Raw genomic sequence first — 12943 nt, forward strand, 5'->3', positions numbered from 1 at the left:
GGCGATCACCTGTGCTGAGCGCGTGCCCACACCGGAAGCGCCGGAGCCGGCTTCGCGCTCTGCGAGCCCGGCCAGCAGCTTTTCTTGACGGTGCGCTGCCTCACCTGCGACACTTCTTCCAAGCACCGTCGACCTGCTGCCACGTCCGTCCTCCAGCGAGACCACCCCATGCAGTCCCCTTCGGCTCCTGCCGCGCCGCCAGGTGCGCTCATTTGCGGCAAATACCGCCTTCTTCGGCGGATCGGCGAAGGGGCGATGGGCGTCGTCTGGGCAGCGCACAACGAGGCTACCTCTCGGGAGGTCGCGCTCAAGCTGCTGGTGCGGCCCGACCCGGAGCTCCGCGTCCGGCTGCTGCGGGAGGCGCGCGCTTGCGGCGCGGTGAGCCACCGGAACATCGTCGATATCTACGATGCTGCCGAGACGGAGAACGGCGATCCGTTCCTCGTCATGCCGCTGCTCTCCGGCGAGACGCTCTCGTCCTTGCTCAAGCGCAAGCGCAAGCTGGAGATCCACGATGCCTCGCGCATCGCTCGGGACATCGCGCGCGGCCTCTTCGCCGCGCACGAGCGGGGCATCATCCACCGCGACCTGAAGCCGTCCAACATCTTTCTCCACACCGAGCCTGGCGAGGGCGATGCCATCGTCAAGATACTCGACTTCGGCGTGAGCAAGTTCCTCGCGGGGCCTCAACAGGTGAAGACCGCGACAGGCATCCTCATCGGCTCGCCGGCGTACATGAGCCCTGAGCAGGTGCGGGCGCAGAGCGATATCGATACTCGCGCGGACCTCTGGGCGCTCGGCGTGGTGATGTTCGAGATGCTCACGAGCAGGCGGCCCATCCAGGGCAAGGCGCATGAGCTCCTGAGAAACGTGCTGTACGGCGACATCCCGGCGGTGTCCCAGTTCGTCTGGCAGATCGATCCCGGCCTCGATGCCCTGGTGACGCAGTGTCTCCAGCGCGATCGCGAGAAGCGACCGCGCTCGGCGGCCGATGTCGCGGCGGCGCTCGAGCCGTTCATCACGCCGCAGGCGCCGCAGCGCGTGCCCTCGAGGCCGGGGTCATCGCCGGAGCTGGGGCACGAGATCCCGCAGCAGCTCGGGCGAGGGTCGTGGGGTGGGGCCGCTCCCGGGCGGTCGCCGACGCCGGCGACCGGGACGCCGCTCCCGGCGTCGATGGCGCATCTGCAGGCCCCGCAGGGACACCCTCCTGGGCGGTCGCCGACGCCGGCGACCGGGACGCCGCTCCCGGCGTCGATGGCGCATCTGCAGGCCCCGCAGGGACACCCGATCACGCCGGTGTCGGGGCCGCGCGGGGCGGTCGCGTCACCGCAGCAGCCAACGGCGGGCGCGTGGCCAGGGCAGCCGGCGGCGGGCGCGTGGCCGGAGCAGCCGGCGGCGGGCGGGGCGGCGACACCGGGGCATCGGGAGCGGATGGCGAGCAATCCTCTGCTGGGGGACCGCGGGACCATCAAGATGTCACCGGAGCAGGCGGCCGCCTATCGATCAGCGTCCAGCGCGTCCAACGCGTCCAGCGCTTCGCTGGCGCGTCCGGCCGCTCCCCTCGGAAAGGCGCTGTCGTTCGGCGGCACGGTGCCGCTCGATCCGCTCCCCGAGCCGAAGAGCCCGCCTCCTGTGCCCGTCCGCTCGCCTGTGGTGTGGATCGCGATGGCCGTGGTCGCGGCGGCGCTCCTCCTGGGGATCGGCATGGCCGCGGGGTATCTCTTGCGGCGCAGCGAGGTGGAGCGCCCGAGGGACCCCGGCGGAGAGCGTGCTACCTTCCGCGTCGCCCTCTCGTTTGCGCCAGGTAAAGCGACCTCGCCCGTCGCGGCGACGCGCCTCGACCCACCCTGCTGAGCTCGATGTCCACCTCCTTCACGCAGATCGCTGCCGGCCTGGTGATCGCCGAGAAGTACAAGCTGGTGCGGCGGCTGGGAGAGGGATCCATGGGCGTCGTGTGGGCGGCGCTCAACCTGTCCACGTCGCGCGAGGTGGCGTTGAAGCTGATTCACCGCCCGGATGCCGAGCTCCGCCGGCGGCTGCAGCGCGAGGGGCGCAACGGCGGGGCGCTGCGGCACCGCAATGTCATCGACATGTATGACATGGGGGAGACCGAGTTCGGCGAGCCCTTCCTGGTGATGCAGCTGCTCACCGGAGAGACGCTCGCGGAGCTGCTCGTGCGCAGGCGGCGGCTCGACGCGGACGTGGCGGCGTCGATCGGGCGAGACGTGGCGAGGGGGCTCGCGGCGGTGCACGCGCTGCACATCGTCCACCGCGATCTGAAGCCGGCGAACATCTTCCTGCACCGCGAGCCGGACATGGACGAGCCGGTGGTGAAGGTGCTCGATTTCGGGGTCGCGAAGAACCTCTCCGTGAATGACGGCATCCGCACGGCGACGGGCGGCGCGGTGGGCTCGCCGCTCTACATGAGCCCGGAGCAGGTGAGGGCCGAGCCGAACGTCGACCACCGGGCCGACATCTGGGCGCTCGGCGTGGTGCTGTTCGAGATGCTGACGGGCATGCGCCCGTTCCAGGGGGACGCGAGGGCGGTCTTCACCGGCATCCTGACGGGCGAGATCCCGAAGATTTCCCGGTACGTGCGGCGGGTGGACCCGGGGCTCGTGGAGCTCGTGGCGCGGTGCATGGCGCGCCACCGGGACGAGCGGATCGGGTCGGCCGCGGAGGTGGCGGACCTCCTCGATGGGTACACGGCGGCGGGGGCGCGGCGGGTCGTGGGGGCCGGCGTCGCTGTCGGGGGTGGGGGCGGTGGGGGCGCCGGGCAGGTGGCGGCGATGGAGGCGCCCGCGTTTCCCGGCGCGGCGCCGGCGGGAGCGCCGGTGTCGCCGATGGCGAGCGGGGCGCCGGTGTCGCCGACGGCGAGCGGGGCGCCGGTGTCGCCGACGGCGAGCGGGGCGCCGGTGTCGCCGATGACGAGCGGGGCACCCGTGTCGCCGATGGCGAGTGGGGCGCCGATGTCGCCGACGGCGAGCGGGGCGCCGGAGCGGGAGTGGAACGCCGAGCTGACCCAGAGGCTCGAGCCGGAGGCCATGGCGAGCGCCGAGGCGGCGCTGGGCGCGTCGCCCGCATGGGGCCACGGTGAGCCGGGGAAATCGACGACCGCGCCGCTCGTGCCCGGCCCGGAGGCAGGCCAAGGCGCGCAGCCGTCGCCATGGGCAGCGCGCGCAACGCCGGTGCCTCTGCAGGCACCGCGGACGCCGCCGCGGCGGCAGGCAGGCTGGAAGCGACTTCCAGGCCCGGCTATCGCCGCGCTCGCCGCCGGCGCGGCTGGCCTGGTGGGCGCAGCGCTCTTCGTCGCGTTGCGCTCGCCAGCGCCCGCGGAGAACGCAGCCGGGATCGAGGCGATGCCGGAGGCCGGGATCGAGAGCGCCGCAACGAGCGCGGCAAGGCCGCCGGACCCGCCGCCCGCGCCTGCGACCGCTGCGCCTCAGGCTTCGGTGGCGGCTGAGCCGCCCAGGGTGGATGAGCAGGCGGATGCCGGCGGGGCGAACAGCGCGCCGGACGCGGGGCCGGCGGGCACGGAGCCGGCGTCGGTGGAGCGGAGCCAGCCGGCGGTGGAGGCGCCGACTCCAGCGGCGGCGGCGCCGGCTGTCGCGGCGTCGCCACCTGCTGCGGCGCCTGCGTCGTCGCGGGCGGTCGTCGCGGCGCAGCCCAGGAGTCAGCCTCCGGCGCAGCCCGCGGCCGCAGCGTCGCGGCCTGCACAGCCACCGGCGGTCCGGCGGCAACCCGTGGATCCGTGCGCGGGAAAGACAGGGTTCATGCGGACGAACTGCCTGCGGGACCAGGCGAAGAAGAAGGATCCCTACGCTCCCTGAGCGGTGTTGAGCGCGGGGGAGCCAGGCATCCGAGGAACTGAAGGCGCATGTCGCCTTCGGCAGGACAGCAGACCCGAGCTTGGCGATCCCTGGCTATCGGCCGGCCATCGTCGATCCTCCCGTCCACCCCCGGGACGAGCGCGACGCACCGCTGGTGCTTGTCTGATCAGGCGTGTCCCTTCGGCTCCTGGACGTCCATGGTGCCCAGAAGGGCACGGAGGTGCATCGCCTGCGGCCGGAGGCCGCGCCGCTCGAGCAGGTCCGCGAGCGTCGTCACCACCTCGCGAAAGGTGCTCGCGCGGCGCGCCGGTTCATCCGCGGCCGTGCCCGCGTCGACGGCTTTGCGCCATGCCTGAATTGCTTCGGCTTCGGCGCCGCGGTGCTGATGGCATAGGCCCTCCATCCGCAGCGCCTCGATGCGGAGCTGGGCGATGTCCCCGCGCTCGGCAAGCGAGGCCGCCTCGGCGTATGCGCGGGCCGCGCGTACGAAGTCGCTTGCCATCCATCCCACGCCCGCCTCGCCGAGCTTGGCCTGGCATGCAATGCTCCACAGCTGCTGATGCGCGGCGAGCAACGCCGCCTGGCCGTAGGTGGCCTGGGCCATGGGGCGGGCGCCCGCAGCCAGGTAGGCGCCGCCGAGAGCGAACGTCGCCCCGGCCTCCTGGGCCGCGAGGCCCTCGCTGTGGCACAGGTCGCGAGCGCGGCGATACGCCTCGGCCGTCGCCTTGAAGTCGTTCTTTGCGGCGGCGCGCGCGCCCTCCAGGAAGCACGCCTGGATGGCGGCAGCCGTCTCGGGCACGGGCATCGCGCGGCCCGTCGCCTGCTCGAAGTCCGCGCGCTGCTGCGGAGTCAGGGCTGGCCCGGGAGGGACCGGGGGGCCTTCCGACTTCCGGTCTGACTGCTGCTCGACGAAATCCAAGAGCTCATCGAGGTCGAACGAGAATCGCGCGCCCTCCGGCCCGAGCACGCTCGAGAGCGGGCCCTCTTCGGCATCGAGCACGGCGATGCGCAAGGAGGGCGGCCGCGCCGACCGAGACAACCGCTCGAGCGACCCGCGCCATGCGGGTGTGTTGGCGATCGATCTCGGGAGCAGGGCGACGAGCGCGCCGTCCAGATAGGATGACAGTCGCTCGGATGCAGCGGTGAGCACCGTGACCGCGTGCGCTTCGGGTGAGAGCGCGGGTGCGCGGGCGGGCGGCGAGAGGCGGGCGAGCGTGACGCCCTCGTCGGCGACACCTCTGCGGACGAGCTCGTAGTCGGTCGAGATGCGATCGCACAGCCCCGCGAAGTAGGGCTCGACGGCTTCGAACGCAGCGTCGTACACGAAGAGAGGTCTCCGGTTGGACGGGTCGTATTCGGCGAGGCGCATCGCCTTGACCACGTGGCCCCGGTCGCCGGAGCTGGCGACGAGCCTCGCGATGCGGTCCGGGCGTTGCTTCCAGAGGCGATCGAGATCGCGCAGGAAGCGCCTCGTCGCCACGGTGATCGGGTCCATGGTCCGCCTCAGTTCAGCTTGATGACGCCGCCGGTGACGTCGACGCTGCCGCCGGAGATCTTGACCGCCGCGCCCGAGATCTCCACGCCCGCGCCGCTGAGCTTGATGGAGGCGCCGCCTCCCGAGATGATGACCTCGCCCGCGGCGGTGACGTATATGACGGGCGCGCTGAGGGCGGCCTGCGCGCCGCCGGCGAGAGTGAGGTTGACACCGGCGCTCACGGTCGCGTTGACGCCGACGTTCTCGTCCATTGTCAGTGCGCCGATCCGCGACACCGGCCCGGTCACGGTGTGGCTCATTGGGCCGGTGACCGTGAGGGAGCGGGGCCCCGTGACCGTCTCGACGCTGGGACCGACGATGTTGACCGTCTTCGCGCCGATGACGTTTTCCTCCACGGTGCCCATCACCGTGTCGCCCCGATGGCCGGTGACGTGAATGGACTGGTTGGCGCCGACGGTCAGCGAGTCGCTGACGCCGACCGTCACGGAGCGTGCCACGCCGATGCTCTCGGTCTGCGCGATGCCCACGTTGACCATCTGGCTCACTCCCACCGAGAGGCTCTGATGGACGCCCACCCCGATCGTCTGGAGCGTGCCCACGGAGACGTTCTGGATCTGGCCGATGGAGACGCTCTCCGTGACGCCGACGGTCTCCGTGTTGTTCAGCCCGACGGAGCTCGTACGATTGCTGCCGGTGGACTCGGCGCGGTCGACGCCGACGCTCGACGTGCTGTTGTTGGTGATGGCCTCGCTCCGATCGTGGCCGACCTCGGCGTTGTAGTCCTTGCCGGCGTGCAGCTTCACCTGCTCATGCCCGGCCGCGTCGTCGAATGAGAGCTCGTTGTGAACGCCGCCGCCCGGGCTGGACGTCGACTTGAAGGTGCTGACGGTGGGCGCGCCGCTGCCTGAGGCGGGCGGCCGGTTCTTGCCGTTGTACACGCGCCCGGTCACCATGGGCCGATCGGGGTCGCCGTCGAGGAACTCGACGACCACTTCGGTCCCGACGCGGGGGTGCCATACGCCGCCCTCGCCGGCGCCGGCGAACATCTGGCTGACGCGCAGCCAGCACGACGAGGGCTCCTTGGCGTGGCGCTCGGCCTCGAGGTCCCAGTGGAACTTGACGCGCACGCACCCGATCTCGGCGCCTGGGGGGCCGCCGACGTGGATCTCGGCCCCCTTCGTGGACGGCTCCGCGGTGACGAACGCCGTTTGCGAGCCGACGATGCGCGGCTTGAGCGTGGTGCGTGCCGGCCGGAAGCCCGATTCGGCGGGGGAGCCGCCCTTGCCGCGGCGCGCGCACTCGATCCGGGCGGAGTACGGGACACCCGAGAGGGCCACCGGCGAGCCTGGCGGCAGCTCGCCGAGCGACTCGCCGCGGACGTCGACCGAGGTGGCGAGGTACTCGCCGTCGTAGCGGTTCTCGGGGTGCTCCACGCCGAGCACGGCGCCCGCGGAGAGCACGCGGCTGGTGGACGAGAGCAGCGCATACCGCGCCTCGCTCTGCAGTCGGCCGAGGCGCGCGCCGGCGAGCGGCTTGCCCTGGTCCGGGGCGTCCGGATAGAGGCCGGGGTATGTCGATTCGAAGAGGTCGCTCCCGGCGCCTTTGGAGGGGATGTCGACGTTCATGGCGAGGACCGGCTTCTTCCAGTTGTAATCGGTGTGCGATACCTTGGACGCGCGCAGTCGGCGGCCGAGCTGGATGGAGGTGAGCGCGCGGCCGAGCAGGTCGGGGCCGAGCCGCAGAGGTGGGGTTGGTCGCAGGGCGCCGCCGTCGGTGTCGGAGAGGACGAGCAGGCAGGTCGACTCGCTGTTCTCGAAGTGGTAGCGGAGGCCCTCTTCTTCGAGCAGGCGCGCGAGGAAGGAGAGGTCGCTCTCGTTGTACTGGACGCAGTAGGGTCGGGTCGAGACATCCGTGATGCGGCGGAGGTCGCGGACGCGGAGGGCGAACTGCTCCGCCGCGGGGGCGAAGGGCGCGTCGAGGGAGTCGCCTGGCTGGAACGGGGTGTCGCCCGCGGACATCAGGGGCTCTCCGAGGAGGACGGCCTCGAGGATCTGGCGTGTCGTCTTCTCGAGGAAGATGCGGCTGCGCGTCCGGTGCGCCATGCGCACGAGCGGCGGCTCCAGCGTGACCTGGTAGAGCATGCCGTGCGGTACCGGGCCGATCTCCTCCGCCTCGGTGATGACGCCATGCACGTACCGGACGAGCGGCTCGGTGTGGGTGAGGATCCGGAGGGTGGCGCGCTGGCCGACGATGTCGTCGGGGTCCACCGGCTCGGCGGGCTCGCGGGCGTAGAGGACGAGCGTGTAGCGATAGAGCGCCGAGATCGCCTCGCGGCCGGAGAAGGCCACCACGCGGAGGTGGGAGAGGGGGCCGGCGGGGCCGGCGGCGGACTCGAAGGCGAAGGCGAAGTCGGTCGACATGAATCCCCTCTCGTACGCTCACTTCGCTCGCATCTTCGGCGCAGATCGACGCTCGATCAGCTCGTTGATCAATTGCGCCAAACGCCGGCACGATTCCAGTGATTTTGTCGTCGCAACAAAATAGGAGCTCTCGCTGTCAAAGTCGACGTCGTCCAGCTTGGCAACTTGTGCGGCTCGATCGCGCACTAGCTCTTCGACGTCGTCATTCGTGTCCACGTTCATGAGGTCCGCAAGATCTTGTTCGATCCTGAAGCCTTCGCGGTCGCCTTCTCTAGCTCGTTGAATCTTGACGAGCCCCACGAGCTGGCATGGCTCCGAGCCCCCGGTGAGCTCGATTCTGCAGCTCGGAGCCTGTCTTGCGATTTGGGTCACGAGATCCAAGTTCTCCCCAGAGCTTATGACGAGCTCCAGCGTGGGCGGAACCTTTGCCCGCAGCTTCTGCTCAGCGATTCTGGTTCGTTCCAGCCGAATGACTCGTACTTTTGGTAGGCTGCATATCGGCTCGAGAGAGGGTAATTCGCGAATCTCGCCCAGGTTGATCTCCTCGAGCTGTTTGAACTGCTCCAGTCCTTCGAGTGACCGCAGTTTGTTGCATCTGTCCATGTGAATGATTCTGAGAGATGGCTGTTGCCCGATGTCGATGATAGATGTTATGTTCGTGCTTCGGATGTCAAGCTCGCGAAGCTGAGGGAATGACGGTACGTCGCGGAACGACGAGCCCACGAGCGACAGGAGCTCGAGCGCCTGGTTGCCGCGGAAGATGTCGACTGAGACGCCCTTCATGGAGGTGACCGCCAGTTTCTTCAGGCGCTCGAGCTTGCGCAGGCTCGTCATGCCCTTGGCTTTGCCGTCCAGGTGGAGATCTTCGACATCTGGCAGACTCGCAAGAGGACGGACGTCCACATTGGTCATGCTGATGAGGCGTATCGATCTTAGCCCGGTGCACGTCGATATGGGCGTCACATCCTGGCCAAAGAGCAGAGGGGCTACGCCGATCTCTGTGATGTGCGTGAGACCATTGAGGAAATTTAGCTCATGGACGTCGTTTCGGCGAGACATCCCGTACAGCAGGGTTTTGAGGGAGCGAAGCGAGCGAACTCCCTCTGCTAGATTGACGCATACTACCTCCTGTTCGAGTCGCGGGAACTCCAGCCTTGTTGTCGAGTCGTCGACTTCGATTATCGTATTTCCGTTGTTGTCGTAGAAGATCATGGTGCTTTTATCGATTTATTTGCAGGTCGGCTTTGGCCCGTTCTGACCGCCTCGATACCAGTTGCGAAGCGCCTCGTAGAACTGTCTCCTCCGTGGTCCAACGGCGCGAATTTCGTTCGCTAGCTTCTTGCCGGCTTTCTGGGCGTCTTCGATCGTCTCTTGCTCGGCCAGTCGCAGCAGCCGGCGCGCATCCCTGCCTGTTGCGCCGAAGACGTCGACGGCCGTCTCGGAGACCACGGATACTTTGCGACCTCCATGCTGCCTCAGTCGCCTCACCGTGTCCACTGAAGATCCTATGTATGGTCGGCCATGTCCGTCGATGAATTCATAGATGCCAAATAGTAGTCCTAGCGGATCTGTCCAGAGCAGTGGGTCGATGACATATCGATAGAGGTTGGTGCCGTTCAGGAGTCGTAGCGGGTCGGCCTGGATGTAGCCAAGCGACTCCGGCATGTAGTACCTGAATCTGTTATAAAGCAGCCCGGTCTCCTCGTCTTCGTACTGGCCTGGCCAGCGCCACGGGCAGCGGGCATCTGCCACGTCTTCTTGCATCGACCCGTAGATGTCGATCTGCGCGCTCCACACAATCGCGCCGGCTTCGTCGAGCATTGCGAGCGGTGTTCCGAGGTGATCCGTGACGACGCCATATCGCTTGTTGCCTTCGATCTTGGCCGCCGGCGCAAACGCCTCTGGCTCGAATTCCCACGTCGTTACGCCCAGGCCCGGACGCACTTCGTGCACGACGTCGCCCCCGTCCCAGACGTATGCGGTCGTCCGTGTGCCATGGGTCTTGCGCACCCGCCGCCCGAGCGCGTCGTACGCAAAGGATACGAGTTCTCCATCTGGCCGCTCGACCTCACGAAGCTGGTCCGCGCCATCCCACCGATACCTCCATGTCCGCGCGTCCGGTAATATCCTCTCCGTGAGGTTTCCGTCAGCATCATGGACGTAACGTACGCCGTCAGCCTGTCTGAGCACGCCGCCGCGGCCGTAGATGCGGTCAGAGCGCTCTGGCGTATTGTAGAGATTGCCTGCTGGGTCCGGCATCCGGTATTGTGTCGTGCCGTCAGGTCGGTGGGCCGCGACAAGATACGAGCGGCGGTCGTGCTCGAAACGGGTGACGCCCCTCTGCTGGTCCTCGATGGCCGCGATCTGCTCGTCGGAGCGCCACGTGTACTCGCGACGAAGGATCGGCGTGTCCAGCTGCACGACCTCTTGCACCGCAGGCCGGCCAGAAATATCGTACCTCCACCGCGCCACAACGCCTCCGGGTAGCCTTCGCTCGGTCTCGGCGCCTGTCGCGTCGCGGGTGAGGCGCATCGACCATGGCGCACGCTCGGGCCGGACACCAGCGTGAAGCGCCGCTGGATCGAAGTCCGACCACGCTTCGTCAGGATAGACCGCGATCCCGCGGAGGAGGCCGTTCCCGTCGATGTCGTAGCCGGTGACGTGGCCGGCGCTTGTGCGCCGCAGCACGCGCCTCCCCGCGGCGTCGTACCGGCTCTCGATGGTCGTCTCGCCGACCCGTTCCACCACGATGCGGCCGAGCGCGTCTCGTTCGAAGTGCACATCGGCGTCGTCGTTCCTCGCCCGCACGAGGTCGCCGCGCGCGTCATAGACGAACAGCACCTCTTCGGGCGGCGGCAGCGGGCGCTCTGGCGTAGCCCGGCCTGGCAGAAGCTGGCGGGTGATGCGGCCCAAGGCGTCGCGCTCGAGCCGGGTGATCTTCTGCTGGCCGTTCATCGTCTCGACGCACCGGCCCGCGCGGTCGTACCGGAACACCAGCGTCCGGCCGTCGAACCCCACCTCGCGCACCACACGACCGGCCAGGTCGACGTCGATGCGGTACGTCTCACCGAGCTCGTTGGTGAGGCCGACGAGGTTCTCCTCCACGTCGTAATGGTAGCGGACCGAGTGCCCCTCGGGATCGATCTGCTCGACCAGCTTGTTGAATCCGGCATACCGGTAACGGGTGATGTTGCCGAGCGTGTCCGTCCGCTCCACGAGGTTCCCCTCGGGATCGTACGCTCGCCGCTCGACGCCACCGTCCGGGAAGCGGATCTCGACCAGTCGACCGCACGCATCCCATGAGAGCGCGGTTCTCCTGCCGAGAGGGGCGGTGTACGCCATCAGTCGGCCGAATCCGTCCCATGCATACCGGGCGCGTCCGCCCTCTCGATCCTTGGTCTCCAGCAGATCGCCTCGATCATCGTACAGGAGCTCGAACACCTGTCCGAGAGCGTTCTCGCTCTTCCTCAGCCGGCCTCGACGGTCGTGGTGATAGCGGCACATATGACCAAGCGGGTCGGTGATCTTGACCGGCTTTCCCCGGTCGTCGTAGCCGACGGTCCAGCGGCTTCCAGCCGCATCGACGACGGCCTCCGGGAGGCCGAACGCATTGAAAGACCGCCTCGTCTCCTCCCCGAGCGCGTTCCTCTCCAGGATCGTGTTGCCGCGCTCGTCGTACGCCCACTCGGTCCGGTGACCCAGGCCGTCGACCTCCGCCACCTTGCGGCAATGATGGTCCCATTCGTAGCGCTTCTCGACGCCCGTCGGGTCGATCTCACGCTCCACGAGGCCCGCGGCGTTGCCGAAGTAGTGCGTGCGGCCGCCGCGCCCGTCGTCCACGATCGTCGTGTGGCGCGCCTTGTCGTAGGTGATCCGCCGATCGTAGATGCCACCGTCGCCCCAGGTGCGCAGGCACCAGCCCTCGGGGTGTTCCCAGTCGTACTCGAAGTGAAACGAGAGCCCGTTCTTGTTGGTCTCTCGGACGAGCACGCTGCCCCGGTAGCTGTACCGCAACGAATGGCCAAGCGCGTCGGTCGCGCCGACCAAGTGGTCTCCATCGTACGCATAACGCACGAGCGGCACGCCGTCGCAGGAGATCCGCGACAGGCGGCCATCCCGGGTGTGCTCGACCTCGATCCTGCGGCCGGCGCTGTCCATGATCTGCCGGAGGAGACCCTTCTCGTAGTAGAGCTGGATCGCGTTGTCGCAGCGGTCCGAGATGCGCACGAGCAGGAAGGTACGCTCGCCAGCGCCCCCGCGAGGAGCGCCGCCTGGCACGGCACGGAAGTCATGCGCGATCCCGTCCCACGTGGTCAGGCGATAGCCGTCGTCATGGCGGGCGAGGGTGTACCGATCCAGGTCGTCCCACAGCGATTGTCCGGGCAGCAGGCGGTCGTGGGCGCGCTCGCGGCCGTCCGCGAGGCGCACCCGGACCTCGATGCCGTCCTCGGTCACATGCGCGTCGAGGGGATGGTGCCAGCCCTGACCGAGCGAGCCGCAGTACCGGTCACGGCTGTAGTAGATCCGCTCGAACCTCAGCGGCAGGGGGCCTGGCAGCTCGAAATCCACGGCATCCGTCAGGACCTCGCCTGTCATGACGTCGACAGGGTGGCCGGTGAGAAAGCAGATGAGCTTGCTCAACCTGGAGTTCGGGGCGGCGTTCAGTGCCTTATGGAGCGCGCCGGAGAACCACTTGGTGCGGATCCCGCGCGTCACCGCCGCGAACCAGTCCACAGCCTCGGGGCCCCCGACGTCCACAGGGGCGCCCAGCGGGATGGCGAGGCACAAGGATGTCGGCAAATTGAGAGGGAAGTTGCAACTCGCGACCATCGAGCCCATCCGCCCCTCGGACGAGCCCTCGAAGGTGACGGTCTTCGCGCCCGTGACGAGGGTCCCCTCATTGTCGGGAACATCCGTCGGGTGGAACGAGATTCCTGGCGGCATCGGAAAGTGCGGGATGGCGATGCAGTCGGTGCCGGTGTTCCCGATCCGGACGCTGTTCACGAAGACGGGCCCGCCGCCGCCGAAGACGGCGGTCATTCCGGCCGAGATTAACAGCCCGATCGGGTCGAACACGATCCCGATGAACGGGTGAGGCAGCGGCACCGGAGCCGGCGAGGGCGGCACGATGACGAGGTGGATGTCGATGCCGAGGACGGGATCGAAGAACTTGGCGGCCTGGGACATGGTACCTTCCG

The 12943-nt window shown here is 68.6% G+C and carries 6 protein-coding genes; 2 read left to right on the forward strand and 4 right to left on the reverse strand.

The window, feature by feature from the left end:
- Positions 1–168 precede the first annotated feature (168 nt).
- The gene (locus tag WMF46_RS08850; RefSeq protein WP_437985221.1) at positions 169–1854 is read left to right on the forward strand and encodes a protein kinase domain-containing protein; all 1686 of its coding nucleotides are present in this window, start codon (positions 169–171) and stop codon (positions 1852–1854) included.
- Between the two features lie 5 nt (positions 1855–1859).
- Entirely contained in the window at positions 1860–3830 is a 1971-nt protein-coding gene (locus WMF46_RS08855; RefSeq protein ID WP_437985222.1) for a protein kinase domain-containing protein, read from the forward strand.
- 166 nt (positions 3831–3996) lie between these two features.
- On the opposite strand, the gene WMF46_RS08860 is transcribed toward WMF46_RS08855, so the two are convergent.
- From WMF46_RS08860 to WMF46_RS08875, 4 genes are read right to left on the reverse strand one after another with little or no spacing between them, the layout of a single operon-like run.
- Positions 3997–5325 (reverse strand): hypothetical protein, encoded by a 1329-nt coding sequence (locus tag WMF46_RS08860; RefSeq protein ID WP_437985223.1) that lies wholly within the window; start codon positions 5323–5325, stop codon positions 3997–3999.
- A gap of 8 nt (positions 5326–5333) precedes the next feature.
- Complete coding sequence (locus WMF46_RS08865; protein ID WP_437985224.1) at positions 5334–7745, reverse strand: type VI secretion system Vgr family protein; 2412 nt, start codon at positions 7743–7745, stop codon at positions 5334–5336.
- A gap of 18 nt (positions 7746–7763) precedes the next feature.
- The gene (locus tag WMF46_RS08870; RefSeq protein ID WP_437985225.1) at positions 7764–8957 is read right to left on the reverse strand and encodes a hypothetical protein; all 1194 of its coding nucleotides are present in this window, start codon (positions 8955–8957) and stop codon (positions 7764–7766) included.
- 15 nt (positions 8958–8972) lie between these two features.
- Positions 8973–12932, reverse strand: coding sequence for a DUF6531 domain-containing protein (locus tag WMF46_RS08875; protein WP_437985226.1), 3960 nt, complete (start codon positions 12930–12932; stop codon positions 8973–8975).
- Positions 12933–12943: the final 11 nt, after the last annotated feature.

Source organism: Sorangium sp. So ce117 (assembly GCF_051524395.1).
Lineage (GTDB): Bacteria > Myxococcota_A > Polyangia > Polyangiales > Polyangiaceae > Sorangium > Sorangium cellulosum_B.

Coding starts and splice junctions, on each gene's coding strand:
- WMF46_RS08850 (WP_437985221.1), top strand. CDS start 169: ATGCAGTCCCCTTCGGCTCCTGCCGCGCCGCCAGGTGCGCTCATTTGC.
- WMF46_RS08855 (WP_437985222.1), top strand. CDS start 1,860: ATGTCCACCTCCTTCACGCAGATCGCTGCCGGCCTGGTGATCGCCGAG.
- WMF46_RS08860 (WP_437985223.1), bottom strand. CDS start 5,325: ATGGACCCGATCACCGTGGCGACGAGGCGCTTCCTGCGCGATCTCGAT.
- WMF46_RS08865 (WP_437985224.1), bottom strand. CDS start 7,745: ATGTCGACCGACTTCGCCTTCGCCTTCGAGTCCGCCGCCGGCCCCGCC.
- WMF46_RS08870 (WP_437985225.1), bottom strand. CDS start 8,957: ATGATCTTCTACGACAACAACGGAAATACGATAATCGAAGTCGACGAC.
- WMF46_RS08875 (WP_437985226.1), bottom strand. CDS start 12,932: ATGTCCCAGGCCGCCAAGTTCTTCGATCCCGTCCTCGGCATCGACATC.